This window comes from Burkholderia sp. Bp9090 (assembly GCF_003857985.1).
GTDB lineage: Bacteria > Pseudomonadota > Gammaproteobacteria > Burkholderiales > Burkholderiaceae > Burkholderia.
This window is the reverse complement of sequence record NZ_QTPV01000011.1, coordinates 16,873-42,513: the sequence shown is the minus strand read 5'-3', so window position 1 is coordinate 42,513 and position 25,641 is coordinate 16,873. Positions and strand designations below refer to the sequence as shown.

Sequence of the window (25,641 nt, the reverse complement as noted above, 5' to 3'; positions counted from 1 at the left end):
GACCCACGCCATGCTCGACCTGACTTTCCCGCTGCGCTGGCGCGTCGCCCTCGTCGCGCCGGCGCTCGCGGTGTTCGCCGCGTTCTGGCTGCTGCCGATGGCGGCGCTCGTGCGGGTGTCCGCCGACGGCGCGTTCTTCACGCAGTACGCGGCGCTGCTCGGCAACGCGCGTTACATGACGAGCCTCGGCGAAACGATAGCGTTGTCGGCCGGCGTCACGCTCGCGACGCTGGCGCTGTCGACGATCTCGGGCCTGCTGCTCGCGCGCCGCGAATTCGCCGGCAAGCGCGTGCTGCTCGCGCTGCTCACCTTTCCGCTCGCGTTCCCGGGCGTCGTGGTCGGCTTCATGGTGATCATGCTCGCCGGCCGGCAGGGGCTGATCGGGATGCTGTCCGCGAAGCTGACCGGCGACAAGTGGGTGTTCGCGTATTCGGTCGCCGGGCTGTTCGTCGGCTACCTGTACTTCTCGATCCCGCGCGTGATCGTCACCGTGATCGCGGCCGCGTCGAAGCTCGACGCGTCGCTCGAGGAAGCCGCGCGCTCGCTCGGCGCGTCGCCGTGGCGCATCTTCGTCGACATCGTCCTGCCGGCGCTCGCGCCGGGCCTGGTCGCGGCCGGCGCGATCTGCTTCGCGACCGCGATGGGCGCGTTCGGCACCGCCTTCACGCTCGCCACCGACCTGAACGTGCTGCCGATGACGATCTACACCGAGTTCACGCTGAACGCGAACATCGCGACGGCCGCCGGCCTGTCGATCGTGCTCGGCATCGTCACATGGGCCGTGCTCGCGCTCGCGCGCCGGTTCACCGGTCACACCGCCGCCGCCGCGGCCTGAGGATTCCTTCATGCAATCGCTTTCCGGTTCGTCCGCGCCGTCGCCGGCCCCCGCTCCGTCGCATGCGAACGGCGCCGCCCGACGCGCGCCGCGCGTGTCGGGCGCGCGCGCGATCGCCGCGCTGCAATGGGGCGTCACGCTGCTGCTGTGCGCGTTCCTGATCGTGCCCGTCGTGATGTCGGTACTCGCGGGCCTCACCGTCAACTATTTCCGCGGGCTGTCGAGCGGCCTCACGCTGCGCTGGCTCGAACAGGTGTGGCAGCAGTACCAGGGCTCGGTCGCGCTGTCGCTCGGCGTCGCGTTCGCGACGCTCGCGATCGTGCTCGCCGTCGGCGTGCCGGCCGGCTATGCGCTCGCGCGCAGCAAGAGCCGCGTCGCCCGCGTGATCGAGGAAGCGCTCGTGCTGCCGGTCGCGCTGCCGGGCCTCGCGTCGGCGCTCGCGCTGCTGGTCGTGTACGGCGGCTTCACCGCGTTCCGGATGAGCCTGTGGTTCATCGTCGTCGGCCACGTCGTGTTCACGCTGCCGTTCATGGTGCGCGCGGTCGCGGCGGTCGCCGCCGGCGCCGACCTGCGCACGCTCGAGGAAGGCGCGGCGAGCCTCGGTGCGTCGTTCGTCACGCGCTTCGTCACGATCGTGCTGCCGAACCTGCGCCCAGGCATCGTCGCGGGCGCGCTCGCGGTGCTCACGCTGTCGATCGGCGAATTCAACCTGACCTGGATGCTGCATACGCCCGACACGAAGACGCTGCCCGTCGGGCTCGCCGATACCTACGCGTCGCTGCGCCTCGAAGTCGGCAGCGCGTACACGATCGTGTTCCTGCTGATGACGCTGCCGCTCCTCGTCGCGATGCAGTGGCTCGGCGTCGATCCGTCCGGCACGCGCGCGCTGAAGCGTCGCCCGCGCTGACCCTGCGCTGACTTTACCCTTCCCATGAAACTCGATTCCACCCCCATCACCCTGACCCGCTGCGCGAAGACGTTCCGCGGCACGCGCGTGCTCGAACCGCTCGACCTGTCGATCGGCGCGGGCGAGACGCTCGTGCTGCTCGGCCCGTCGGGCTGCGGCAAGACGACGACGCTGCGCCTGATCGCGGGCCTCGACACGCCGGATGCCGGCGGCACGATCCGGTTCGGCGGCGACGACGTGACCGCGCTGCCGATCGAGCGCCGCCAGGTCGGCATGGTGTTCCAGAACTACGCGCTGTTCCCGAACCTCACGGTGCGCGGCAACGTCGGCTACGGACTGAAGATCCGCAAGACCGAGCCGCGCGCGCTGCGCGAACGCGTCGACGAGTTGCTCGCGATGATGCGGCTCGACGCGCATGCGGACAAACCCATCGATCAGCTGTCCGGCGGCCAGCGCCAGCGGGTCGCGCTGGCGCGGGCGCTCGCGGTGCGCCCGCGCGTGCTGCTGCTCGACGAGCCGCTGACCGCGCTCGACGCGAAGCTGCGCGACGTGCTGCGCCGCGAGATGAATACGCTGTTGCGCGAGCTCGGCGTGACGACCGTCTACGTCACGCACGACCAGGCCGAGGCGATGGAGCTCGGCGACCGGATCGTCGTGATGGGCGCGGGCCGCATCGAGCAGATCGGCACCCCGCGCGACATCTACTACCGCCCGGCGAACCGCACGGTCGCGCAGTTCATCGGCACGCTGAACCGGCTTGCAGGACAATGGCAGGACGGCGCGCTCGTGACGACGGGGGGCGCGATCGTCACGCCGCATGCCGCCGACGAGTGGTTCTTCCGTCCGGAGGATGCGCAGCTCGCCGATCCCGCGCATGCGCCGCTGCGCGGCGCGATCGGTGCGTGCGCGTTCCTCGGCGAACGCACGCGGCTCACGATCGAGCATGCGGCACCCGACGCGCTCGTGATCGACGTGCCGGGCCGCATCGAGCTCGCGCGCGGCACGGCGGTCGGCCTCACGATCGCGCCGGAAGGCCTGATCGCGCTCGCCGCGTAACACCGCCCCACGATAACCACACATTCCGAGGAACGACGATGCTGCTTGCTCAAATCAGCGATCTCCACATCAAGCGCCCGGGCCAGCTCGCGTACCGACGCGTCGACACGGCCGCCGCGCTCGCGCGCTGCATCGCGAAGCTGAACGCGCTGGTGCCGCGCCCCGACGCGGTGCTCGTCACCGGCGACCTGACCGACTTCGGCCACGACGACGAATACCGCCACCTGCGCGACCTGCTCGCGCCGCTCGAGATTCCGTATTACCTGATGGTCGGCAATCACGACGATCGTGCGGGGTTGCGCCGCGCGTTCGCCGATCGTCCAGAATTGCAGGACGGCGAGTTCGTGCAGTACGCGCTCGACGTCGGCGCCGTGCGCGTGCTCGCACTCGATTCGCAGGTGCCCGGCACGAGCCATGGCGACCTGTGCGATGCGCGGCTCGCGTGGCTCACCGCGCAACTCGACGCCGCGCGCGACCGGCCGGTGATCGTCGCGCTGCATCACCCGCCGTTCGTGTCCGGGATCGGACATATGGACGCGCTGCGCCTCGCGCCCGCCGCCGCCACGAAACTCGACGCGCTGCTGCGGCGCTATCCGAACGTCGAGCGCGTGCTGTGCGGCCACGTGCACCGGACGATGTTCACGCGCTTCGGCGGCACGCTCGCATCGGCCGTGCCGGCGCCCGCGCACCAGGTCGCGTTCGATTTGCGAGCGGACGCGCCGTCCGCGTTCCGGCTCGAGCCGCCCGCGTTCGCGGTGCACGTCCATACGCCGGACACGGGAATGACGTCCCACCACGTGTACGTGGACGAAGGCGACGGGCCGTATCCGTTCTATGAGCCGAGCGGGGAACTGGTCGACTGACCGTACGCAATCGCGGATGCATGACGAGCGGCTGCGGCCGGTCGGGGCCGCGTCGAATGATTGCGGTTGATTGCGGTTGATTGCGGCTGAGCGCGGCCCGCCATGCTGCGATCGCGCCAGCCGCGCAGCCGACCGCGCTTCTGCGCTTCTGCGCTTCTGCGCTTCTGCGCTTCTGCGCTTCTGGGCTTCTGGGCTTCTGGGCTTCTGGGCTTCTGACCGCTGGGCCCGCTGAACCGCTGAGCCGTTGGGCCGTTGGGCCGTTGGGCCGTTGGGCCGTTGGGCCGTTGGGCCGCTGGGCCGCTGGGCCGCTGGGCCGCTGGGCCGCTGGGCCGCTGGGCCGCTGGGCCGCAGCGCCGCAGCGCCGCAGCACCGCAGCACCGCAGCACCGCCGGCACGATTCCCGGTGCTCCGGTATGATCGGCACGCTCGCTCGGCGCCCGGCCGCCTGCGCCACCAATGCCGCGCCGCGCGCCACGCCGCCCAACTCCGTTCCGTTGCCGCCATGTCCGCCGCCTCCACCGACCGTCCGACCGACGCCGCCTCGCCCCACTACTCGCGCAGCCTGCTGTTGCTGCTCGCGACGATCGCGGGCGTATCGGTCGCGAACATCTACTACAACCAGCCGCTGCTCGACAGCTTCCGCTCGGCCTTCCCGGACGGCGCGTCGTGGATCGGCGCGGTGCCGACCGCGACGCAGCTCGGCTATGCGGCCGGGATGTTCCTGCTCGCGCCGCTCGGCGACCGCTTCGATCGCCGCGGGCTGATCCTGATGCAGATCGCGGGCCTGTCGATCGCGCTGATCGTGGCCGCGGCCGCGCCGTCGCTGGCGGTGCTGGCCGTGGCGAGCCTTGCGATCGGCGTGCTCGCGACGATCGCGCAGCAGGCCGTGCCGTTCGCGGCCGAGATCGCGCCGCCGGCCGAGCGCGGGCATGCGGTCGGCACCGTGATGAGCGGCCTGCTGCTCGGCATCCTGCTGGCGCGCACGGCGGCCGGCTTCGTCGCCGAATATTTCGGCTGGCGGGCGGTGTTCGGCGCGTCGGTCGCGGCGCTCGTCGCGCTGGCCGCGGTGATCGTGATGCGGCTGCCGCGCAGCTCGCCGACGTCGACGCTGCCGTACGGCAAGCTGCTCGGCTCGATGTGGCACCTGGCGGTCGAACTGCGCGGGCTGCGCGAGGCGTCGCTGACGGGCGCCGCGCTGTTCGCCGCGTTCAGCGCGTTCTGGCCGGTGCTCACGCTGCTGCTCGCCGGTGCGCCGTTCCACCTCGGCCCGCAGGCCGCAGGGCTGTTCGGCATCGTCGGCGCGGCCGGTGCGCTGGCTGCACCGTACGCGGGCCGTTTCGCGGACACGCGCGGCCCGCGCGCGATCATCTCGCTCGCGATCGCGCTGCTCGCGGCGTCGTTCGTGATTTTTGCGCTGTCGGGGACGAGCCTCGTCGGGCTCGTGATCGGCGTGATCGTGCTGGATGTCGGCGTGCAGGCCGCGCAGATCTCGAACCAGTCGCGCATCTACGCGCTGAAGCCCGAGGCGCGCAGCCGCGTGAACACCGTGTACATGGTGTGCTACTTCATCGGCGGCGCGCTCGGCTCGTCGGCCGGCGTCGCGGCGTGGCACGCCTTTGGCTGGATCGGCATGTGCGCGGCCGGCCTGCTGTTTACCGCACTCGCCGGCTGGTCCCACCATCGCGGCGCACGTCGCGACTGAACGCCGCGTCGCGCACCGGCGTCATGCGTCGGCCCGCGACGCGGCCGGATTGACGGCCGGCGGCGGCGTGAATGCCTGCGCGGGATCCATGACCGCGGCCGGGTCCACGACGGCGGCCGGTGCGGGCACCGCAAGCGGTACCGCGGAAGGCGCGAGGATCGGCGCCGGCTCCGGCATCGCCGCCTGAGCCGGTACTGACGCCGCATCCGCCGTCGATTCGGCGGCGACGGTTGCCGCGGTCGCCACGGTCACCACGCCCGGCGCGGCATCGGCCGCCGCGCGCGCCGCGGGCCGGCGCGCGGGATCGAACAGGAACGACAGCCCGACGCTGCCGAGGATCGCGACGGTGGCGACCACGGTTGCCGTCGTCACGGGCTCGCCGAGCATCAGCGCGCCGAGCGCGACCGCGACGATCGGGTTCACATACATGCAGCTGCTCGCGATGATCGGGCTCGTGTGGCGAATCAGGTAGCCGTACGCGACGTACGCGGCCATCGTGCAGAACACCATCAGGTACACGAACGCGAACACCGGCGCGACCGCGACCTGCTCGATGCGCTCGCCCATCAGCCACGCCCCGATCGTGGACATCAACCCGCCCAGGCCGATCTGCAGCGACGTCGACAGGAACAGGTCGGACGGCAGCTTGAGCCGCGTCGCGAGATGCGCGCCGCCCGCCCAGAACAGCGCGCCGGCCAGCACGCAGATCGTGCCGAGCGCCGAGTTCGCGGCGGCCGCGCCGCCCGAATTCAGCACGACGATGCCGACCATCCCGAGCGCGACGGCCGCCCACTCGCCCTTCGTCACCGCGCGCCCGGCGACCGCCGCGATCACGGTCGCGAACAGCGGCACCGTCGCGACCATCACCGCGGCCGAGCCGCTGCTGACCGTGCGCATCCCGAGCGCGATCGTGCCCGACGACAGCGCGACCAGCATCGTGCCGACGATCGCCGAGTTGCGGATTTCGAGCAGCGTCGGCCATTCGGGCTTGCGCCGCAGCGCGAAGATGAACAGGCCGATCCCGCCGAGCAGGTTGCGCAGCCCCGACAGCAGCAGCGGCGGGAACGACTGCAGCGCGAAATGCAGGCCGCTGTAGGTCGAACCCCAGACGAAATAGATGAAGACGAGGGCGAGCGCGACGCGGCCGCCGCGGCTTTGCGGCAGGCGGATCCGGATCGGCAGGCGGGCGAGGAAATCGAGGAGGCGGTCGAGCGGGGTCATCGTTCAGCCCGCCCGCACGACGTGTCGCGTGCTCCGCTGAAAGACGCCGGAGAGACCGGCAAACGGCCCTGACTGGACCGGGAAGGCGGAGACGGACGTGCGGAACGACATGGCAGTGCGAACGGCGACGAATAAGAACCGGCAAGCGGCGGCAGAGGGTCGAAAAGCGGGCGCGAGCCGCTTCGGCTGCGCACGCTCGGCATTATGGCATCAAGGATTCGAAAGCATCATCAGACCAGTCTGAAAGCTCATCCACTGATGTTTCGGCGCGACATTTGTCGGCATCCGGACCAACCGGATCGGGAGCCGGATACGCGCGGCGCGGGCGTCGCGCGGGCCGCCCGGCATCCCGTCCTGCAGCAGCGATCGCTCCATCGGCCTGATGGCCGGTCATGCGCTTCAGCGGTCGCTTCGCGCTTATGGTGATGATCGGTGACGGTCGGCAGGCGCATCCGGCCGCCGACATTCGCCCTTTCGACCCGCACACCACCAATACAAAATTTTGTATAATTCCACCATTCTTCCGCCGAAGCCCGTCGTGTTCGTCGGCACCGCACTCGACGACTTGCGCGGCTTTCCGCTTCTCGCGCGCCGCGAAGCCGGCCACCAGATCGACCAGGTGCAGCGCGGCCTCGCGCCCGACGACTGGAAGCCGATGCGCACCGTCGGCCCGGGCGTGCGGGAAATTCGCCTGCGCGACGCGAGCGGTGCGTTCCGGATCGTCTACGTCGCGACCTTCGCCGACGCGATCTACGTGCTGCATTGCTTCCGCAAGCAGTCGGCACGCACCTGCAAGACCGATATCGACCTGGCGGCCCGACGCTACCGGGCGCTGATGATGGAGAGGAAACGATGAGCAACGAACGTCATGCGAGCGTCTGGGACGCACTCGAAGGCCGGCCGGCCGAAGCCGAGAACATGAAGCTGCGCTCCGAGCTGATGATCGCGCTCAAGCAGCGCATCGCGCAGCTCGAGCTCAGCCAGGCGCAGGCCGCGCAACGGCTGGGCGTCACGCAGCCGCGCGTGTCCGATCTGCTGCGCGGCAAGATCAACCTGTTCGGGCTCGACGCGCTCGTGAACATGGCGGCGGCGGTCGGCCTGCGCGTCGACCTGCAGGTGCGCGAATCCGTGTGACACGCCGCGACGCAGGCAGCACGCGTTCGCGCGCCGCCGCTTCACGATCCGCCGAACCAGTTGTACCCCTGATCGACCCAGTAGCCGCCCGGGAAGGTATCGGTCACGAAGATTTCCATGATGTGTTTCGGATTCTTGTAGCCGAGCTTGGTCGGCATCCGCAGCTTCATCGGGAAACCGAATTCCGGCGGCAGGCGGTGGCCGTCGTAGTCGAATGCGAGCAGCGTCTGCGGATGCAGCGCGGTCGGCATGTCGATGCTTTCGTAGTAGTCGTCCGCGCATTTGAAGCCGACGTATTTCGCGTGCGTATCGGCGCCGGCACGCGCCAGAAACGCGCCGAACGGCGTGCCGCCCCAGCGGCCGATCGCGCTCCACCCTTCCACGCAGATGTGCCGCGTGATCTGCTCCGCGTGCGGCAGCGCATACAGCTCGTCGAGCGTCCACACGCGCTTGCCCGTCACGCGGCCCGACAGCACGAGCCGGTACGTCGATGCGTCGACGTGCGGCACGTCGTCGATGCCGTAATACGCGTTGAACGGGAACGGCCGCGTGATGTCGGCCTCGGTGTAGGTCGGCGCGAGCCGCTCGCCGCTGAAGAGCCACGCCTGCACGCGGTCGTTCATGCGCGACACCTTCTCGAGGAACGTGTTGACCGACGCGTCGTCCTTCAGCGTGCAGCCGGTCAGCATCGTCAGGCCGCCGAGCGTCAGGATGCGGCGATTGAACAGCCGCCGCGACGGCATCTCCAGCTCGCGGCGCACGTCGAGTTCGAGCGACTTGCGGTCGAGCGTCCAGCGCGAATCAGCGCGCCTGTATTCGGAATCCGACATGATGATTTCCTTCACCCGGAGTTGACGGGTCAGCGCCCGCGCAGCATCGCGAGCAGCGAGCGCGGCACCAGCAGCGCCATCGCGACGTGCACGACGAAGAACGCGACGAGCAGCGACATCGCCCAGAAATGCACGACGCGCGCGTTGTCGTAACCGCCGAACAGTTCGCGCAGCAGCGGAAACTGCACCGACTTCCAGATCGTCAGCCCGGACAGCACCAGCACGATCAGATCGACGATCGCGACCAGGTACGCGGCACGCTGCACCGCGTTGTAGACGCTCAGATCGTCGTGCGCGAGCCGGCCGCGCAGCGCGGCGCGCACGTCGCGCCACACGGACGCCGGCGTGACGGGCAGCATCTTGCGCGCGAGGCGCCCGGTCGCGATCGACATCGTCAGGTAGAACAGCCCGTTGCCGACCAGCAGCCACATCGCCGCGAAATGCCATTGCAGCGCGCCGCCGAGCCAGCCGCCGAGCGTGATGCCGTGCGGAAACACGAACGGCGGATAGATCGGCGACGCATCGTAGATGCGCCAGCCGGACAGCGCCATCAGGATCGCCGCGAGCGCGTTGAGCCAGTGGCTCACGCGCACCCACAGGGGATGAATCTTGCGGGCGGGCGGCGTGACGGCCGCGCGCCCGGTGGCGGGAACGGTTTGCATGATGAAGACTCCCGGAACGGGTCGACGAGACGAGTCGAGTCGAGTCGAGACAAAACGAGACGCGGGCGGCCGTCGTCGAGCACATGCGCCGGCCGCACGCCCTGCCCGGCTCCGTCAGTTCGACGGCGCCATCTTGTCGTCCGACTTCGCCTTGCCCATCTCGTCGTGCGACATCGCGTCTTTCTTCATCGCGTCCTTCTTCATCGCATGCTTCTTCATGGCGTCCTTCTTCATCGCGCCGTCCTTCGCCATCGCGTCGTGCCCCATCGCGTCCTTCGACATCGACGAGCCGTTTTGCGACATCGCGTCGTTCTGCGCATACGCGCCCGTTGCAAGCGTGGCGAAAGCAGCGACACAGGTGGCGATCAGTACGTTTTTCATGACATCTCTCCAAAACATGGGTTTAAGGAGCCGAATAGACGGACGACGTCGCGGGAAATGACAGCCGCTGCGAAATTTTTTTTGTGAGGTCGCGCGAAGGCGCGCCATGTTGCACCGCTTCGCCGCGGCCGGCCGAGCCGTGGGGCCGCGCGGCGGCGACGCGCGCTGTCATTTCGACGGGCCATCACACCGCCCGCCATGCTGCGGCCGCACCGGGACGGCCGATCCCGTCCCGGTTGAAACCGCCGCCAAGCCAGTGTATCGTGTGCGCTGCTAACGCGGGGGTCCTGCAATGCGTTCGGTCAAACAACCGGCATTGCGGGTGAGAAATACCCTTTGAACCTGATCTGGATAATGCCAGCGCAGGGAAGCGTACGGATTTCACCGCCATCCTTCTGACGAAATCCGCCGCCTCACCAAGCCTCGTCTCCTGCTTAGCTCGAGCCCCACATTCGTCAAGGGCTCCGGGCAAGCGCCGAAGCGCCTGCCCGGCGCTCACACAGGAGATTGCATGAACGCCAATCCGAAGTTTCTGTCTGCCGACGCCCACGTCGACGCCGCGGCCGTTGCCCCGCTGCCCAATTCGCGAAAGGTGTATGTAACCGGCTCGCAGCCCGACATCCGCGTGCCGATGCGTGAAATCACGCAGGCCGACACGCCGACCGGCTTCGGCGGCGAAAAGAATCCGCCGATCTACGTGTACGACACGTCGGGCCCCTACACCGATCCGGACGCGAAGATCGACATCCGCGCGGGCCTGCCCGCGCTGCGCCAGCGCTGGATCGAGGCACGCGGCGACACCGAAGTGCTCGACGGCCTGTCGAGCCAGTACGGCCTCGAACGCGCGGCCGACCCGGCTACCGCCGACCTGCGTTTCCCGGGCCTGCACCGCAACCCGCGCCGCGCGCAGGCCGGCAAGAACGTCACGCAGATGCACTACGCGCGGCAAGGCATCATCACGCCGGAAATGGAATACATCGCGATTCGCGAGAACCAGCGCCGCGCCGAATACATCGAGAGCCTGAAGTCGAGCGGCCCGAACGGCGCGAAGCTCGCCGCGATGATGGGCCGCCAGCACCCGGGCCAGGCGTTCGGCGCGGCGGCCTTCGGCGCGAACGCGCTGGCCGAGATCACCCCCGAGTTCGTGCGCGACGAAGTCGCGCGCGGCCGCGCGATCATCCCCGCGAACATCAACCACCCGGAATCCGAGCCGATGATCATCGGCCGCAACTTCCTCGTGAAGATCAACGCGAACATCGGCAACTCGGCCGTCACGTCGTCGATCGGCGAGGAAGTCGACAAGATGACGTGGGCGATCCGCTGGGGCGGCGACACGGTGATGGACCTGTCGACCGGCAAGCACATCCATGAAACGCGCGAGTGGATCATCCGCAACAGCCCGGTGCCGATCGGCACGGTGCCGATCTACCAGGCGCTCGAGAAGGTCAACGGCAAGGCCGAGGACCTGACCTGGGAAATCTTCCGCGACACGCTGATCGAGCAGGCCGAGCAAGGTGTCGACTACTTCACGATCCACGCGGGCGTGCGCCTGCAATACGTGCCGCTCACCGCGAACCGGATGACGGGCATCGTGTCGCGCGGCGGCTCGATCATGGCGAAGTGGTGCCTCGCGCATCACAAGGAAAGCTTCCTGTACGAACACTTCGAAGAGATCTGCGAGATCATGAAGGCGTACGACGTGAGCTTCTCACTCGGCGACGGCCTGCGCCCCGGCTCGATCTACGACGCGAACGACGAAGCGCAGCTCGGCGAGCTGAAGACGCTCGGCGAACTCACGCAGATCGCGTGGAAGCACGACGTGCAGGTGATGATCGAAGGCCCCGGGCACGTGCCGATGCAGTTGATCAAGGAGAACATGGATCTCCAGCTCGACTGGTGCAAGGAAGCGCCGTTCTACACGCTCGGGCCGCTGACCACCGACATCGCACCGGGCTACGACCACATCACGTCGGGCATCGGCGCCGCGATGATCGGCTGGTTCGGCACCGCAATGCTGTGCTACGTGACGCCGAAGGAGCACCTCGGGCTGCCGAACAAGGACGACGTGAAGGAAGGGATCATCACGTACAAGCTCGCCGCGCACGCGGCCGACCTCGCCAAGGGTCACCCCGGCGCGCAGGTCCGCGACAACGCGCTGTCGAAGGCGCGCTTCGAGTTCCGCTGGGAAGACCAGTTCAACATCGGCCTCGACCCGGACAAGGCGCGCGAATTCCACGACGAGACGCTGCCGAAGGATTCCGCGAAGGTCGCGCACTTCTGCTCGATGTGCGGCCCGCACTTCTGCTCGATGAAGATCACGCAGGACGTGCGCGAGTTCGCGGCGCAACAGGGCGTGTCGGAAAGCGAAGCGCTGAAGAAGGGGATGGAAGTCAAGGCGGTCGAGTTCGTGAAGACCGGCGCCGAGATCTATCACCGTCAGTAAGTCGGCCAGCGAGCGCGGCGGTCCGCACGGACCGCATCGTGGCGCACTGCACCAGGCCCGCTTTCGAGCGGGCTTTTTTGCGTGCCCGCGCATGCGTCGTGCCTGCCGGCGCAAGGGAAACAATTGATTACGAAACCGTCGGAGTCTTAACAAGTCCTTACAGCAGCCCGGTGGGACGGCAGGTAGATTGGTTTCATGCGCGGCCGCAATCCGGCCATGCGACCTTCCGTTCACTACCGCAAGGACAACGATCATGAATGCTTCGATTCGGCGTTTTGGGGTATGCGCGCTGCTCGTCACGACGGTGGCCAGCCTGTCGGCCTGCGATTCGATGACGCGGCGCCAGCGCGATACGGCAATCGGTGCGGGTGTCGGCGGCGTCGCGGGCGCGGCGATCGGCGGCAACGCATTGTCGACGCTGGGCGGCGCAGCCGCCGGCGGCATCATCGGCAACCAGGTCGGCAAATAAGCCGGCCGGCTTACCCGGCTGCCGCGCGACGCGCGGCAAGCTCCGGCCTGACGGCGTTTCCGCGCGGCGGAAGCGCCGTTTTTCGTATGCGGCGCCGCAACACGACGCAGCGGCCCGGAAATGATCCGTTACCGTTTTGCGCATCTTGTCATCGCCGCGCGGCCTAAGCTTAAGCATCTGCCGATTGCCGGCTCCGCCGGAGAGACATCATGAACAGGACCCTCGTCGCACTCGCCGCCGCGGCGCTCGCGTGCACGACGCTCGCCGGCTGCTACTACCCGTACGGCTATTATCCCGGCGGCTATTACGCGGCCGCACCGGTACAGCCGGCGCCCGTGTACGTCGATCCGGGCCCCGCCTACTATTACCCGGCGCCTGCGTATGCGCCGGCATGGGGCGGTTATTGGGGACCCGCGCTGTCGCTCAATTTCGGCTTCGGCGGACGCGGCGGCTGGCACCACCATCACTGAGCGCGCCGCTCCATCCGCAGCCGGTCTCGCGCTGCCGGTCGCCCCGGGCCGGCGACCGGCGACATTCCCGTTTCTGGCCGTTTCTTGCCGTTTCATCCGATCGTGAAACGACGGCGCGGTAACGCGGTGTAAGATCCTTTGCATCCCGTCCCCTCGCCCGCCACGCTCGATGTCGCCCAAGAACGCCTTTCTGCTGACCGTCCTCGCCGCCCTGTGGGGCGCGTCGTTCCTGTTCATCCGGGTCGGCGTCGCCGACTTCGGTGTCGCGCCGCTGATGGCGCTGCGCGTGGGTATCGGCGCGCTGTTTCTCACCGGCTTCGCGCTGACGCGCTTCAAGCCCGCCGAGCTCGGCGCGCAGCTGCGCCGTCGCGCATGGCCGTTGTTCGTCGTCGGCGCGCTGAACTCGGGCATCCCGTTCTGCCTGTTCGCGTTTGCCGAACTGACGCTGTCGGCCGGCGTGACGTCGGTGATCAACGCGACGACGCCGCTGTGGGGCGCGCTCGTCGCCTACCTCTGGCTGAAGGACAAGCTGTCGCTGCCGCGCGCACTCGGCCTCGTGATCGGCTTCGCCGGCGTGCTCACGCTCGTGTGGGACCAGGTCGCCAACGCAAACGGCAGCACCGGCGCCAGCGCCACCGCGCTGGCTGCCGCCGCCGCGCTCGGCGCGACGCTGCTGTACGGCATCGCGGCCAACTACACGAAGCGCACGCTCAGCGGCGTCGACCCGCTCGTCAACGCGACCGGCAGCATGATCGGCTCGACCGTGCTGCTGCTGCCGTTCGCGATCGCGACCTGGCCCACGGCTGCCGTCAGCGCGCATGCGTGGGGCGCCGTGCTCGCGCTCGGCATCGCCTGCACGGGCATCGCATATTTCATCTTCTTCTACCTGATCGCGCATGTCGGCCCGGCCCGCGCGATTACGGTGACGTTCGTGATCCCGGTGTTCGGCCTGCTGTGGGGCGCGCTGTTCCTCAGCGAACATGTGTCGGTCGTGATGATCGAAGGCTGCGCGATCGTGCTCGTCGGCACCGCGCTTGCGACCGGCGTGATCAAGCGGATTCCCGGATTGGGCCCGCGCGGCGGCGAAGCGACCTGAGCGACGCGCAGGGCCCGCACCCTGCCGGTTGCAGGTTTCCCGCGACGCGCCGGCCACCGTTCGTCGAGCGCCGCGCATGGACCGGAGCGCGACGGCGCAGGTCGTTTTGCATCTGATGCCGATGCAGCCGCATGGCTTGTCCGTTTTTCCGTTTTCCTGATCCGCCGGCCTTCTTCGCACGCAATGCACGCGGCACACGCGGCGCTGTCGCCGCGTGCACGACCGGCGGCCCTTGCGTGTCGCGCTTGCGGGCGGACAGCCCGGTCCACGCGACGGTGTAGCGTTTGCGTCTGGAGTTACCCTGATACGCGCGCCGCGCCATTCCCGTTACACTCGTAGCACTCATCCGCAGAAGGCGGTCACGATGCACCACGTTCTTTCGCGTCCACCTGCGCGTGCGACGGCTTCTGCGTGGCGCGCACGATACCGTCCCCCGATCGCCCCAGGGCGTCGTTGACATGAAGGCCGCCCGCGACATCTCTCTCGATTCCCTGCTCGAACGCCTGACACCGACGCCCAGCGGCTGGATCGCCACGTATCGCGACACGACGCTGCGCAGCGTGTTCCAACCCGTGCTGTCGATCACGCACAAGCGCGTGGTCGGCTATGAAGCGCTGCTGCGCGTCGTGGACGAGAACGGTACGCTGGCTTCGCCTGTCGCGCTGTTCGACAAGACGCGCGCTGCTGCCGACGCGCTGCTGCTCGACCGGCTCGCCCGCTGCCTGCATACGGCCAACTTCGTCGCGCAGGGCATCGGCGACGGCTGGCTGTTCCTGAACGTGACGCCACGCGTGCTCGATTCGGGCCTCGTGCAGCGCGAATTCGTCGAGGCGCTGTGCCGTCATTTCGCGCTGCCGCCGAACCGCATCGTGCTGGAAGTCGTCGAGCAGCCGTCGCGCGACGAAGCCGCGCTCGCCCGCACGATCGACATGATCCAGCATCGCGACTTCCTGATCGCGATCGACGATTTCGGCACCGGATTCTCGAATTTCGACCGCGTGTGGCGCGCGCGACCCGATATCGTCAAGCTCGATCGCTCGCTCGTCGAGCGCGCGAACGCGTCGGCCGACGATCGCCGCATCATGCATCACCTGGTATCGATGCTCCACCAGGCCGGCGCGATGGTGCTCGCGGAGGGTGTCGAAAGCGACGACGCGCTGCAGACGCTGATGGAAGCCGATATCGATTTCGTCCAGGGCTTCCAGTTCGGCCAGCCCGATGCGTCGATCGCGCACGCGAGCGCCGCGGCGCCCGCGATGCTCGACGCCGCGTGGCAACGCTTCATCGCGCGCCGGCATACGCCGGCGATCGCCGAGCAACCGGGTTTCGATGCGATCGAGCGGCTCGTGCTCACCGGCGCGGCTGCCTTTTCCGCGAGCGGCAACCTGCAGGACGCCGCGCAGCGCGTATTCGCGGTGCCGGCCGCGCGCCGCGTGTTCGTCACGGACGAGATCGGCGAACAGTTCCTGCCGTCGATCGGCGCGCGCCCCGAGGATGGCCAGGCGAGCGGCACGCGGCTCGCACCGTTGTTCCCGGAGACGCACAGCAACTGGTCGCGGCGCCCGTACTTCCAGCGCGCGATCGCGGCGCCGGGGCGCGTCGCGCTGATGGGCCCGCACTTCTCGCTGACCGAAGGCCGCGACTGCTACACGGCGGCCGTCGCGATTCGCGCGCAAAGCCGCCTCGTCGTGTTCTGCGTCGACTTCGTGCTCGACAGCGCGGGCACCGTGATGCGCTGACGGGCGCGGCGGCGCCCGCCATGCCGGCCGGGTCGATCTTCCGTCAGTCGATCACCTTCCCTCTTCCGGATTTCACCACGCTGCGGCGCGACTTGTGTTCGAGCCGCCGCTCCTTCGATGCGCGCGTCGGCCGTGTCGCCACACGCGCGCGCGGCGTGAACGCGACGCTGCCGATCAATGCATCGAGCCGCGCGAGCGCTGCCTCGCGGTTTTTCTCCTGGGTGCGGTATTCCTGCGACTTGATCACGACGATGCCGTCGCGCGTGATGCGCTGGTCGGACAGCGCGAGCAGCCGCTCCTTGATGACGGGCGGCAGCGACGACGCGCGGATGTCGAAGCGCAGGTGAATCGCGCTCGATACCTTGTTGACGTTCTGGCCGCCCGCGCCCTGTGCGCGCACGGCGGTCCATTCGACCTCGGCCGGATCGAGCGTGTAGCGGATCATCATCGCGACGTCTCCTTGCGGCGCCGCGCGAGTGCCTCGTCGACGCGGGCCGCGAGGCCCGAATCGCGTTGCGTGCGCGTCGCGACCGCCTGCGCCAGCACACGCCGCGGGCCGATCACCTGCACGCGCGTACGCGCGCGCGTGACGGCCGTATAGACGAGTTCGCGCGTGAGCACGCGGCTGAACGACGCCGGCAGCACGAGCGCGGCCTCGTCGAATTCGGAGCCTTGCGACTTATGGACGGTCAGCGCGAACGCCGTTTCGTGCGGCGGCAGCGCTGCAGGCGACACGGCGCGCGCGGTGCCGTCCGCGCGGCGGAACCACACGCGCAGCACGCCGTGAGCGTCCGGCAGCGCGATGCCGATGTCACCGTTGAACAGCCCGAGCGCATAGTCGTTGCGCGTCACCATGATCGGCCGCCCGGTGAACCAGTGTGCGCCGACCGCGAGCGGCACGCGCGCGGCATGCCGCACATGCGTGGCCACCAGCGCATTGACGTGCTCGGCGCCGCGCGAGCCCGTGCGCGTCGCGCACAGGATCCGGAAGCGGTTGAGCGCATCGAACAACGGCAACGGGTCGGGCACCGGCGCGGACAACGCGGCGCGCAACGCATCGAGGTAGGCGCCGAACCGGCGCGCGAGCCGCTCGACGGTCGACGCCGCAAGCGTGTCGCCCGCATCGTCATGAAACGACGCGGCCGCGGCCTCGTCCGTCGGCAACGCGTCGAGCGCGCCCTGCACGTCGCCGCGACGGATCGCGAGCGACAGGCGGCCGATCGCCGAATCGAGACCGAAGCGGTAATTGCGTTCGAGCCACACGACGCAGTCCGCGAGCGGTGCGGGTGCGGGGGACGCGGCGGCAACGCCTTCGGCGGCGCGCGTTGCAACGGTCGACGCCCATGCCGAATCGCCCGCAGCGGCCGGATCGAACGGCGTGAGCTCGACCGCGTCGAGCCACGCGAGCTCGCCGGCCTCGATCCATGCAGGATCGGCGGCGGCCGAGGTGCGATCGGTGTCGGTCGGCGCAAGCGCCGCAGGCGGCAACGAAGCCGCAGGTGGCGCGGCATCGGCCGGCGAAACCGCTTCAGCCTGCGGCTCGTCGTCGAACAGAGACGCCTGGCGCGTATCCACGTTCCGCCGCGCCGACGCCTTGCGCGCGGGAGCAGCCGGTAACGGAACGGATGCCGGCGCTGGAATTGGCGCGGCAACCGCCCCGGCCGCCCCCGCCGCCTCGCCGTCCGGCACCGGCAACGCCGCGACGAACGCCGCCTCGTCGACCCCGAGCGCGTCCGCGATGCGCGTGCGCGCCGTGGCGGTAAACGTCGGCCGGGCGCTGAGTTCGGCGAACACGGCGCCTGCTTCGACCGCGGCAAGCTGGTCCTTGTCGCCGAGCAACACGAGCCGTGCGCCGGGCGCGAGCGCATCGAGCAGATGCGCGGCGAGCGCGACGTCGATCATCGACGCCTCGTCGACCACGATCAGGTCGTACGGCAACGGATTGTCGCGATGATGGCGGAAGCCCGCCGCGCCGCCGCCACCCAGCAGGCGGTGCAGCGTGTAGGACGTGTCCGGCAGGCGCGCGGCAAGTTCCGGCGGCAGGTCGCCCGCCCGCCCGTGCAGCGCTTCCTGCATCCGCTGCGCGGCCTTGCCGGTCGGTGCCGCCAGCGCGATGCGCAAGCCCGGATGCGCGTCGAGCAGGCACGCCAGCACGCCGACGACGGTCGTCGTCTTGCCGGTGCCGGGGCCGCCGCTGACGATCGTCACGCGTCCCGTCAGCGCAACGATCGCCGCGACGCGCTGCCAGTCCACGTCGCCCGTCGCGGGCCCGAAGTAACGCGCGAGACTGTCGCGCAACCGGTCCGGCGACAGCGCGTCGCCCGGCGCGGCGATGCCGGCCTGCGCGACGAGCGCATCGGCGAGCCGACGTTCGTAGTCGAAATAGCGCGACAGATACAGATGGTCGAGCCGGTCGACGATCAGCGGCCGCTCGTCGCCGCGCGCGAGCGTGCCGAACGCCACCACGCCGCTCGCGGCAAGCGCCGCGCGCACGTCGTCGACCGGTTCCTCGTAGCGTTGCGCGAGCGCGCCGAGCGACACGCACACGTGACCGCCCGCGGTCGCCCGGCTCGTCGCGAACGCGGCGCGTGCCGCCCAGCGCGCGGCCGCGGCCGGCGCACCCGCGCGGCGCGACAGGTCGCCGATGCGCCGCGCGAACCCTTCCGCGAGCGCGATGCCGAAATCCGCGGGCTCGGGCAGGCGCGCGACGAGGCCACCGGTGAATTCGAGCGTATCGTCGGTGACGTTCATGCGCGGCCCCCTTCCATCATCCGGTCGAGCGCATCGACGAGTTCGCGCGCGGGCCGCCGCGCATGCACGCCGGCCGGTTCGCCGCCGCTGCGCCAGCCGGGCCGCACGCCGCGCACGAACAGGTACAGGTAGCCCGCCATGTGCGTGTCGTAGTCGTAGTCGGGCAGCCGCCCGCGCAGATAGCGATGCAGCGCGACCGTATAGAGCAGTGCCTGCAGGTGATACGCGTGATCGGCCATCGCGACGTCGAGCGCGCGCGGACCATAGGCATCCGGCGTATTGCCGAGGTGGTTCGACTTCCAGTCGACGATCCAGAAGCGGCCGTCGTGTTCGACGATCATGTCGATGAAACCCTTGATGAAACCGGCGAGCATGCCCGCGTCCAGCGCAACGTCCGGATAGCCGTGCGCGACCAGCAACCGGCGCAGCGCGCCCAGCTCGAGCGACGGCGCCGGGAACAGAAAACCCATTTCGTCGAGCCGCCTGGCGGGATCGAGATCCGCAAGCCGCATGCCCGGCACGAGCTCCGTGCGCACGACGTCGCCGACGAGCCGCGCCATCATCGCCGGCAGGCGCGTCGCGAGTTCGGGCTCGGCCTCGACCGGCCGGTCGTGCAGCGCGCCGAGCGCCGCCCGGTGCCACGAATCGGGCTCGGTGAACCGGCTGAGTTCGAACAGGCGGTGCAGGCATTCGCCCGCTGCCGCACCGCGCGGAAACACGAGGATGTCATCGTCCGGCGGCTCGACCGCAGCCGTGTCGGCCACGACGAACGCGCCGTCCGGCGCCACGGCGGCAAGCGCATCGTGATCGGGCCGCAGCTCGTCGTCCGGCACGAGCGCGACGCCTGCTTCCTCGCGTGCCATCGACGCGGTCAGCGAACTGAAGCTCGCCATCCGCCACGCGTCGCGCAACACGCGCGTCGCATGACGTGCCGCGAGCGTCTGCGATGCATCGTGCCCGGCCGCGAGCCGCTCGCGACGCGCCGGCACCGGCAACGGTGCAACGCTCACGGGCCCGCTCGCGAGTGCTTGCCACGCCGCGTCGAGCGCCGCTTCGTCGGGCGGCTCGTCGAGCCACGCGTCGAACGACTGGCCGGCGCCGGCCACGAGCCAGTTCAGCACGCTGCGCCTCGCCTCGCGGGTCGAGCGCGACGACAGATAAGGCCCGGCGACGAGATAGCACCGATAGACCGCGCGCGTGAGCGCCACGTAGACGAGCCGCGCGCGTTCGGCCGCCTGTTCGCGCAGCGCCTGGCGTGCGGCATGCTCGGCGGCTTCGTCGTCGCACCCGTAATGCAGCACGGCGTCGCCCGCGTCGTCGTGATACTCGCGGGCGTCGGGCAGCGCCGACGCGGGCGGCTCGCGCAGCCCGCCGTCGTTCAGGAACGGACAGAACACGACCGCGTATTCGAGGCCCTTCGACTTGTGCACGGTCACGATCTGCACGAGGTTGCGATCGGATTCGAGACGCAACTGGGCTTCCTCGCCGCCGCCGTCGAGCCGTTGCGCGGCGAGCCAGCGCAGCGTCGGCGCGATGCCCGGCTGCGCGGACGCGCGCGCCTGCGTCAGCTCGGCCAGATGGTTGATGTCGGTCACGCGGCGTTCGCCGTCCGCGCCGGCCATCAGCCGCTCGGCGATCCGCAACTCGCGCGTGAACGTGCGCCACATCACCGCGAAGCCGCGTTCGCGCCACAGCAGCCGATAACGCGAGAAGCGCTCGACCCAGCTCATCGCGTCCGCACTGTCGTCAGCTTCGCGCGACGCGTCGCCGTCGCCCTGCTCCATTCGCCACAGCGCACCCGCATCGAGGCCGAACCAGTCGGCCGCCAGCGCCGCGCGCAGGCGCCGCAGGTCGCCCGGCGCATCGATCGCCGCCAGCACGCGCTCGAGCTGCTCCGCGTCGCCGGTCGAAAACACCGACGCCTGCGCGAGCTCGACGCTGCCGATGCCCCACGTCGCGAGCACGCGCTTCACGAGGCTGCCCTGCCGGTGCGTCTGCACCAGCACCGCGATGTCGCCCGGCGACAGCGGCGTACGCCCGAGCCGCACGTGCCCTTCGCGCGCGCCGCGCATCAGCCGGGCAATCTCGGCCGCGCACGCCTGCGCGGCCTGTGCCTGTGCGTCGCGCTTGAGCAGCGTGCCGTCACCGCCCGGCAGCGCCCAGATCCGGAAATCGCCGGCCGGGCCCGGATCGGTGCCGTCGACGAACGGTGCACGCACGCGCGTGCCGGCCCGCACCGCGTAATAGTCGAGCCCGTCGAGCACGAACGCACGCGGGTTCGACATGAAGAAGCGGTTGCACGCATCGACGATCGCCGGCGTCGAGCGCTGGTTGACCGCGAGCGTGTAGCACGCGCTCGCGCTGGCTCGCGCGGCGAGATACGTGTGCAGATCCGCCGCACGGAAGCTGTAGATGGCCTGCTTCGGATCGCCGACGAGAAAGAGCGGGCCGCCCGGCGCGAAGATCCGGTCGAAGATCGCGAACTGCAGCGGGTCGGTATCCTGGAATTCGTCGATCAGCGCGGCCGGATAGCGCGCGCGCAGCGTCTCGGCGAGCCACGGATGCGCATGCAGCGCGTGATACAGGTTCGCGAGCAGGTCGTCGAACGACACGACGCGGCGCGTGCGCTTGCGTTCGGCCAGCGCGCCCGGCGCGGTGTCGAGCCAGTCGGCGATCAGCGCGAGCCAGCGCGCGCGCTGCGCGGCCTCGGCCGCGGCCACCGCCGCTTCGAGCGCATCGGCGACATCGAAGAACGCATGCTCGGGCGTTGCGCCGCCCTTTTTCGTCGCCTTCACGAGTGCGGTGCGCGTGAGCTTGAGCGCCGCCTTCGGCAGCGCGGCCGCGGCATTGCCCTGCGCGAAATGCGCGGACCATGCTGCGAGCGCATCGGCGAGCGCGTCGGGCTTGTGCGAACGCTGGTTGAGCGCGGGCTGCGCGGTGCGCAGCAACACGTCGATCGCGTCGCGCTCGGCGGCCCACATCCGCGCGGCTTCCGCAAAGCACTCGGCGGCAGCGGCCTCAGCCGATTCGTCCGGTTCGTCGACGCCGTCCCAGCGCAGCGCGGCGAGCGGCTTCTTCAGCCGGCGCGCGAGCTGCGCGTCGAGCGCGGCCGGGCCCGCGCCCGAATCGACGAGCCACGTCGCGAAGCCCGGCCAGCGTGCGGCCAGCGGTTCGACGCGCGTGCGCCAGAAGTCGGCCGCAAGCTCGAAGCGCAGCGCCGCGTCGTCGGCCTGCATGTCGAACGCGAACGGCATCGCGGCCGCGAACGGCGCTTCCTGCAGCGCACGCTGGCAGAACGCGTGGATCGTGTGGATCGCCGCCTGGTCGAATGCGCGCAGCGCACGCCGGATCCGCTTCGCGGCAGTCTCGGGGTCGAGCGCGCCGGCTGCGCCGAGCGTCGTCTCGAGCAGGCGCGCGACGAACGGGTCGCCGCCGTCGTCACCGGTATCGAGCACATGGGCGAGCTGCGCCAGCCGGCCGCGGATCCGTTCGTGCAATTCGGCCGTCGCCGCCTTCGTGAAGGTCACGACGAGGATTTCGTCCGCGCCGAGATCCTTCTCCAGCAACAGGCGCACGTAAAGCGCGCAAATGTTCCAGGTCTTGCCGGTACCGGCCGACGCCTCGATCTGGTTGACGCCGTCGAGCGGGCACGCGAACACGTCGAGCTCGAGCGCCGCCTGCGGCTGGGATGCGGCGCTCATGCGACCTCCTTCAGGTGTTCCAGCATCGGCTCGAACACGAGCCGCGCGAGCGTGCCGAACGGCTCGTCGAGCGATGGATGCGCGCCGCGCCATGCGATCGCGATGGCCGGATCGTCGGCTTCGCTCACCACCCGCTCGTTGATCCATACGCTCGCGGCCTTCGCCTCGCCGTCGGACACGCACGCCCATGCGCTGCGCGGGAAGAAGCGCAGCGGCATGCGCCGCCCCGCGCGAAACAGCGCGGCCAGCGGCGCGAGGCGCTCGAGCGGCGCCGCGACCGGCGTCAGCTCGAAGGCGCCGCCGCTGCCGAACCACAGCGTGCGGCGCGGACCGCCGGGCTCCACCGCGCAATAGACGAGATGCGCGAGCCACGCGGACAGGTAGTCGCGCGCGCTCGGCCGCGCATAGCGATAGATGATCTGGCCGGCCGGCGTCAGCCGGTTCAGCGTGCCGTGCAGCTCGAGCGGTGCACTCACCGCATCGCGCGACAGCATCGCGTCGTCGGCGCCGAACAGCGCCTGGTCGGTGTCGGGCCATGCGGGCGCGATCGCGAGCGTGAACGGCCGCCGTTCCATGCCGTCGGCCAGCGCGCGCCGCACGTTCGACGCGAGCTGCGTCATCGAGCCGAGCGCCTGGTCGCGCCACACCGCGCCCGTCGCGCCGCCCGGCAGTTCCGGGCTGGCGTCCGCGATGCGCAGCGCATGATCGTGCACGCCGCCTTCGTCCGATTCGATCAAAAGCGGCAGCACGCGCTCGGCGAGCGCGTCGCTGCCCGCGAAGTCGAGTGCGAACGGCTCCGTGTCGAGCAGTTCGGCCTGCGCGTCGGACAGCACGATGCCGAGCCGCGCACGCAGCAGCGCGCGGGCCGGATGCCGCCAGAAACGTTCGAATTCGCTGAACGCGACGGGCTCGACCGGCTCGGCCGGCAGCGGCTGCGCGAAAAACGGCTGCTCGCGCGTCGCGTCGCGCGCGGCTTCGGCTGCCAGCAGCGACGCGAGTGTCGCGCGCTCGGCGTCGTACGAAGCCAGTTCGCTGCCGGGCCGGAAATACTCGGCCGCGAACGGTTGCAGCGGATGTTCGACGATGAACGCGCGCCGCGCGGCATCGACCGCGTCCGGCGCGGCGTCCTCGCCGGCCGTGACGAGCGCGAGATGGTCGAGCAGTTCGTCGACGAGCGCCGCGGGCGGCAACGGCGCGTTGTCGCGAATGCTGCGCCCCGTATAGGCAATCAGCAGCCGGTCGCGCGCGGCGAGCAGCAGGTCGAGGAACAGGTTGCGCTCGTCGTCGCGGCGCTGCCGGTCGCCGAGCTTCGGCAACACGGCCATCAGGTCGAACTCGTCCGCGCGGGCGAGGCTCGGCAGCACGCCGTCGTCCATCCCGAGCAGGCACACGACGCGGTACGGCAGCCCGCGCAAGCTCGTCAGCGACGAGAACGTGACGCCGCCCCACGGCACCCCGCCGCGCGCCGGATCGTCGAGCGCGGCGGCCAGCCCCGCGCGCACGACGGCCGCGGGCAACGCCTCGTCGGACGCGCCTTCCGTCATCGCGGCGAGCATCGCGTCGAGCGCGTCGCGCACGCCCGAGAGCGCATCGGCATACGCGGCGCCGGAGTCGAAGAACCGTGCGAGCGTGTCGGCGAAAAGTTCGCTCCATGCGCGCGGCGTGTGTGCGTCGGCGAGCCGTCGCGAGAAGCCGTCGAGATCGTCCGTGAAGCGCGCGAGCCGGCCGAGCAGTTCGGCCTCGCTGCCGGTTGCCGCCTCGATCGGCAGCCACGCGCCGACCGGTGCCGCGCCTTCGGGCATCGCATAGCCGAGGAACAGCCGCGCGAGCGCATCGGAAAACGTATGGCGCGGCGCCGGCACCGCCGCATCGTCGCTCGCCGTCGGCGACAGCCCGCGCCGCGCGCCGGCGGCCGCGAGCCAGGTCTGCACCGTCTCGAGCGCGGCCGCGTCGATGCCGTAACGGGCCGCCACCGCGTCGACGCGCAGCCATTCGACCAGCTCCGGCGCGCCGACCTGCCGTTCCGGCAACGCGAGCCATTCGAGCAGCACGCGCGCGACCGGGTTCGCCTGCGATGGCGGCAGGCCGGTGATCCGGTAAGGCACGCGCGCGCCGCCGGCGCCCGCCGTGCCGAACACGGCATCGATCAGCGGCCCGGCCGCCGCGAGATCCGCGACCGCCACCAGCACGTCGGACGGCTGCAGCGTCGCGTCCGCATCGAACCACGCGAGCAGGCGGTCGTGCAGCACCTCGAGCTGGCGCGCGAGGCTGTGGCACACGTGCACCTCGATCCCGCGCTCGACCGGCGCTTCGCCGAGCGCGGCCTCCGGCTGCAGGTCGAGGATCGCGTTCTGTACGCGCGCAAGCCAGGTCGGCGCGGGATTCCCGACGAAACGCGACGCATCGCCCGACGCGGCGCTTTCAGTCAGTTCGTGCAACATGTGCAGCTGCGCCTGCGTCTGCCGGCCCCACTCGGCGAGCAGCGGATGGCCGACTTCCTGGTAGTCGAGCCGGCCGGCCGCGTCGAGCGCCTCGGCATGCGCGGCGGTGACGATGTCGAACCAGAATTCGCGGCACGGGTTGAGCGCATAGACGCGCACGTCGATCCAGCGCGACAGCTCGCGCAGCAGCGCGACGTGCAGCGGCGGCATCGTCGGCAGCGCGAACACGCTGACCGATTCCGGCCAGTCGGCACGCGGGACGGTTTCGGGATCGAGGTTGCGCGCCTCCACGAGGAAGCGATGCGCGGGCGGCGTGCCGCTGTCGCTCAGCTCCGCGAGCAGCGCGCGCCACAATGCGGCTTGCCAGCGCTCGTCGTCGCGTGCGGCGTCGCTGATCCCGCGCGGCGCGGCGTCGCCCGCGAGCACCGATTCGCCGGCCTGCCATGCGGCCAGCCATTCGGGCCGGTAAGTCAGGTAATGATCGAGCACGGCCGCGACGCGCTGCGCGAGCTCGTAGCGCATTGCATCGTCGGACGCGGACAGATACGCGGCCAGCCGCGGCGACGCGAGCCACGGCGCGCCGCCCGCGCCCTGCGCGAACAGCCGGTAGCAGCGCCACACGAGGCGATCGGGTGCGAACGGCGAGCGTGCCGGCACCGTCAGCACGCGGCCGATCTGCGCCCACAGCCATTGCGCGAGATACGTGAACTCGACGTTCGCGCACACGCCGTGGCGCGCGGCGATGTCGAGTTCCAGACGGCGGCGCAGCGCCGCGCTCGGCACGATGACCTGCTGCGGCGCCCACGGGCCGTTGCGGGCCGGGAACGCGGCCAGGTCGTCGAGCAGCGCGTCGGCCAGCGTCTCGTGACGGTTCGAATAGAAGAGATGGAGCATGAAGCGGGTGTCGGAGCCTCGCACCGGACGGGCCGGGCACACGGGA

At 70.2% G+C, this 25,641-nt stretch carries 20 protein-coding genes and 1 riboswitch; of the genes, 12 read left to right on the top strand and 8 right to left on the bottom strand.

What is annotated here, in order from left to right; all coding sequences use genetic code 11:
- The first annotated feature begins 10 nt into the window (after nucleotides 1-10).
- The 5 genes from DIE16_RS13045 to DIE16_RS13020 all read left to right on the top strand — a co-directional run bounded on the left by DIE16_RS13045 (nucleotide 11) and on the right by DIE16_RS13020 (nucleotide 5,363).
- Nucleotides 11-835 (top strand): ABC transporter permease, encoded by an 825-nt coding sequence (locus DIE16_RS13045; protein WP_044844947.1) that lies wholly within the window; start codon nucleotides 11-13, stop codon nucleotides 833-835.
- A gap of 10 nt (nucleotides 836-845) precedes the next feature.
- A complete protein-coding gene (locus tag DIE16_RS13040; RefSeq protein ID WP_124892381.1) occupies nucleotides 846-1,742 on the top strand; it encodes an ABC transporter permease in 897 nt (298 codons plus the stop codon).
- Nucleotides 1,743-1,766: 24 nt separating this feature from the next.
- Complete coding sequence (locus tag DIE16_RS37530) at nucleotides 1,767-2,798, top strand: ABC transporter ATP-binding protein (protein WP_124892380.1); 1,032 nt, start codon at nucleotides 1,767-1,769, stop codon at nucleotides 2,796-2,798.
- 38 nt (nucleotides 2,799-2,836) lie between these two features.
- Entirely contained in the window at nucleotides 2,837-3,661 is an 825-nt protein-coding gene (locus tag DIE16_RS13030; RefSeq protein WP_124523888.1) for a phosphodiesterase, read from the top strand.
- A gap of 502 nt (nucleotides 3,662-4,163) precedes the next feature.
- Complete coding sequence (locus DIE16_RS13020) at nucleotides 4,164-5,363, top strand: MFS transporter (RefSeq protein ID WP_124892460.1); 1,200 nt, start codon at nucleotides 4,164-4,166, stop codon at nucleotides 5,361-5,363.
- Between the two features lie 21 nt (nucleotides 5,364-5,384).
- On the opposite strand, the gene DIE16_RS13015 is transcribed toward DIE16_RS13020, so the two are convergent.
- Nucleotides 5,385-6,584, bottom strand: a complete 1,200-nt coding sequence (locus DIE16_RS13015; protein WP_044848005.1) for an EamA family transporter — start codon at nucleotides 6,582-6,584, stop codon at nucleotides 5,385-5,387.
- Between the two features lie 502 nt (nucleotides 6,585-7,086).
- On the opposite strand from DIE16_RS13015, the gene DIE16_RS13010 reads away from it, so the two are divergent.
- The gene (locus DIE16_RS13010) at nucleotides 7,087-7,440 is read left to right on the top strand and encodes a type II toxin-antitoxin system RelE/ParE family toxin (RefSeq protein ID WP_044848006.1); all 354 of its coding nucleotides are present in this window, start codon (nucleotides 7,087-7,089) and stop codon (nucleotides 7,438-7,440) included.
- A complete protein-coding gene (locus tag DIE16_RS13005; RefSeq protein ID WP_124487536.1) occupies nucleotides 7,437-7,718 on the top strand; it encodes a helix-turn-helix domain-containing protein in 282 nt (93 codons plus the stop codon). The genes DIE16_RS13010 and DIE16_RS13005 overlap by 4 nt, the downstream gene beginning before the upstream one ends.
- A gap of 41 nt (nucleotides 7,719-7,759) precedes the next feature.
- Here DIE16_RS13005 and DIE16_RS13000 read toward each other — a convergent pair whose 3' ends face one another.
- The 3 genes from DIE16_RS13000 to DIE16_RS12990 all read right to left on the bottom strand — a co-directional run bounded on the left by DIE16_RS13000 (nucleotide 7,760) and on the right by DIE16_RS12990 (nucleotide 9,591).
- Complete coding sequence (locus DIE16_RS13000; RefSeq protein WP_124487535.1) at nucleotides 7,760-8,548, bottom strand: molybdopterin-dependent oxidoreductase; 789 nt, start codon at nucleotides 8,546-8,548, stop codon at nucleotides 7,760-7,762.
- Between the two features lie 29 nt (nucleotides 8,549-8,577).
- Nucleotides 8,578-9,210, bottom strand: coding sequence for a cytochrome b/b6 domain-containing protein (locus DIE16_RS12995; RefSeq protein WP_124523886.1), 633 nt, complete (start codon nucleotides 9,208-9,210; stop codon nucleotides 8,578-8,580).
- A gap of 114 nt (nucleotides 9,211-9,324) precedes the next feature.
- The gene (locus DIE16_RS12990; RefSeq protein WP_044848009.1) at nucleotides 9,325-9,591 is read right to left on the bottom strand and encodes a pentapeptide MXKDX repeat protein; all 267 of its coding nucleotides are present in this window, start codon (nucleotides 9,589-9,591) and stop codon (nucleotides 9,325-9,327) included.
- Nucleotides 9,592-9,861: 270 nt separating this feature from the next.
- Nucleotides 9,862-9,978, top strand: a riboswitch (TPP riboswitch).
- A 124-nt stretch (nucleotides 9,979-10,102) separates the two neighbouring features.
- On the opposite strand from DIE16_RS12990, the gene thiC reads away from it, so the two are divergent.
- The 5 genes from thiC to DIE16_RS12960 all read left to right on the top strand — a co-directional run bounded on the left by thiC (nucleotide 10,103) and on the right by DIE16_RS12960 (nucleotide 15,808).
- Complete coding sequence (thiC, locus tag DIE16_RS12985) at nucleotides 10,103-12,034, top strand: phosphomethylpyrimidine synthase ThiC (RefSeq protein WP_044848010.1); 1,932 nt, start codon at nucleotides 10,103-10,105, stop codon at nucleotides 12,032-12,034.
- A 253-nt stretch (nucleotides 12,035-12,287) separates the two neighbouring features.
- The gene (locus DIE16_RS12980; protein WP_044848011.1) at nucleotides 12,288-12,503 is read left to right on the top strand and encodes a glycine zipper 2TM domain-containing protein; all 216 of its coding nucleotides are present in this window, start codon (nucleotides 12,288-12,290) and stop codon (nucleotides 12,501-12,503) included.
- A gap of 209 nt (nucleotides 12,504-12,712) precedes the next feature.
- Nucleotides 12,713-12,973, top strand: a complete 261-nt coding sequence (locus tag DIE16_RS12975; RefSeq protein ID WP_044848012.1) for a hypothetical protein — start codon at nucleotides 12,713-12,715, stop codon at nucleotides 12,971-12,973.
- 169 nt (nucleotides 12,974-13,142) lie between these two features.
- Nucleotides 13,143-14,069, top strand: a complete 927-nt coding sequence (locus DIE16_RS12970; protein WP_124571812.1) for a DMT family transporter — start codon at nucleotides 13,143-13,145, stop codon at nucleotides 14,067-14,069.
- A gap of 458 nt (nucleotides 14,070-14,527) precedes the next feature.
- A complete protein-coding gene (locus tag DIE16_RS12960) occupies nucleotides 14,528-15,808 on the top strand; it encodes an EAL domain-containing protein (protein ID WP_044848014.1) in 1,281 nt (426 codons plus the stop codon).
- Between the two features lie 43 nt (nucleotides 15,809-15,851).
- Here the strand turns inward: DIE16_RS12960 and arfB are convergent, their stop codons facing one another.
- From arfB to recC, 4 genes are read right to left on the bottom strand one after another with little or no spacing between them, the layout of a single operon-like run.
- Nucleotides 15,852-16,256 carry an alternative ribosome rescue aminoacyl-tRNA hydrolase ArfB gene (gene arfB, locus DIE16_RS12955; RefSeq protein ID WP_044848015.1) on the bottom strand — a complete coding sequence of 135 codons (405 nt, stop codon included), beginning with the start codon at nucleotides 16,254-16,256 and terminating at the stop codon, nucleotides 15,852-15,854.
- Entirely contained in the window at nucleotides 16,253-18,559 is a 2,307-nt protein-coding gene (locus DIE16_RS12950) for an AAA family ATPase (protein ID WP_124892379.1), read from the bottom strand. Before DIE16_RS12950 ends, arfB begins: the two co-directional genes overlap by 4 nt.
- Entirely contained in the window at nucleotides 18,556-22,260 is a 3,705-nt protein-coding gene (gene recB / locus DIE16_RS12945; RefSeq protein WP_124892378.1) for an exodeoxyribonuclease V subunit beta, read from the bottom strand. The genes DIE16_RS12950 and recB overlap by 4 nt, the downstream gene beginning before the upstream one ends.
- On the bottom strand, nucleotides 22,257-25,595 hold the full coding sequence (gene recC, locus DIE16_RS12940) for an exodeoxyribonuclease V subunit gamma (protein WP_124892377.1): 3,339 nt from the start codon (nucleotides 25,593-25,595) through the stop codon (nucleotides 22,257-22,259). The genes recB and recC overlap by 4 nt, the downstream gene beginning before the upstream one ends.
- Between the last annotated feature and the right edge of the window lie 46 nt (nucleotides 25,596-25,641).

Excerpts from the sequence above, each read along its gene's own strand:
- DIE16_RS13045 (WP_044844947.1), top strand. The coding sequence starts at position 11 with ATGCTCGACCTGACTTTCCCGCTGCGCTGGCGCGTCGCCCTCGTCGCG.
- DIE16_RS13040 (WP_124892381.1), top strand. The coding sequence starts at position 846 with ATGCAATCGCTTTCCGGTTCGTCCGCGCCGTCGCCGGCCCCCGCTCCG.
- DIE16_RS37530 (WP_124892380.1), top strand. The coding sequence starts at position 1,767 with ATGAAACTCGATTCCACCCCCATCACCCTGACCCGCTGCGCGAAGACG.
- DIE16_RS13030 (WP_124523888.1), top strand. The coding sequence starts at position 2,837 with ATGCTGCTTGCTCAAATCAGCGATCTCCACATCAAGCGCCCGGGCCAG.
- DIE16_RS13020 (WP_124892460.1), top strand. The coding sequence starts at position 4,164 with ATGTCCGCCGCCTCCACCGACCGTCCGACCGACGCCGCCTCGCCCCAC.
- DIE16_RS13015 (WP_044848005.1), bottom strand. The coding sequence starts at position 6,584 with ATGACCCCGCTCGACCGCCTCCTCGATTTCCTCGCCCGCCTGCCGATC.
- DIE16_RS13005 (WP_124487536.1), top strand. The coding sequence starts at position 7,437 with ATGAGCAACGAACGTCATGCGAGCGTCTGGGACGCACTCGAAGGCCGG.
- DIE16_RS13000 (WP_124487535.1), bottom strand. The coding sequence starts at position 8,548 with ATGTCGGATTCCGAATACAGGCGCGCTGATTCGCGCTGGACGCTCGAC.
- DIE16_RS12995 (WP_124523886.1), bottom strand. The coding sequence starts at position 9,210 with ATGCAAACCGTTCCCGCCACCGGGCGCGCGGCCGTCACGCCGCCCGCC.
- DIE16_RS12990 (WP_044848009.1), bottom strand. The coding sequence starts at position 9,591 with ATGAAAAACGTACTGATCGCCACCTGTGTCGCTGCTTTCGCCACGCTT.
- thiC (WP_044848010.1), top strand. The coding sequence starts at position 10,103 with ATGAACGCCAATCCGAAGTTTCTGTCTGCCGACGCCCACGTCGACGCC.
- DIE16_RS12980 (WP_044848011.1), top strand. The coding sequence starts at position 12,288 with ATGAATGCTTCGATTCGGCGTTTTGGGGTATGCGCGCTGCTCGTCACG.
- DIE16_RS12975 (WP_044848012.1), top strand. The coding sequence starts at position 12,713 with ATGAACAGGACCCTCGTCGCACTCGCCGCCGCGGCGCTCGCGTGCACG.
- DIE16_RS12970 (WP_124571812.1), top strand. The coding sequence starts at position 13,143 with ATGTCGCCCAAGAACGCCTTTCTGCTGACCGTCCTCGCCGCCCTGTGG.
- DIE16_RS12960 (WP_044848014.1), top strand. The coding sequence starts at position 14,528 with ATGAAGGCCGCCCGCGACATCTCTCTCGATTCCCTGCTCGAACGCCTG.
- arfB (WP_044848015.1), bottom strand. The coding sequence starts at position 16,256 with ATGATGATCCGCTACACGCTCGATCCGGCCGAGGTCGAATGGACCGCC.
- DIE16_RS12950 (WP_124892379.1), bottom strand. The coding sequence starts at position 18,559 with ATGAACGTCACCGACGATACGCTCGAATTCACCGGTGGCCTCGTCGCG.
- recB (WP_124892378.1), bottom strand. The coding sequence starts at position 22,260 with ATGAGCGCCGCATCCCAGCCGCAGGCGGCGCTCGAGCTCGACGTGTTC.
- recC (WP_124892377.1), bottom strand. The coding sequence starts at position 25,595 with ATGCTCCATCTCTTCTATTCGAACCGTCACGAGACGCTGGCCGACGCG.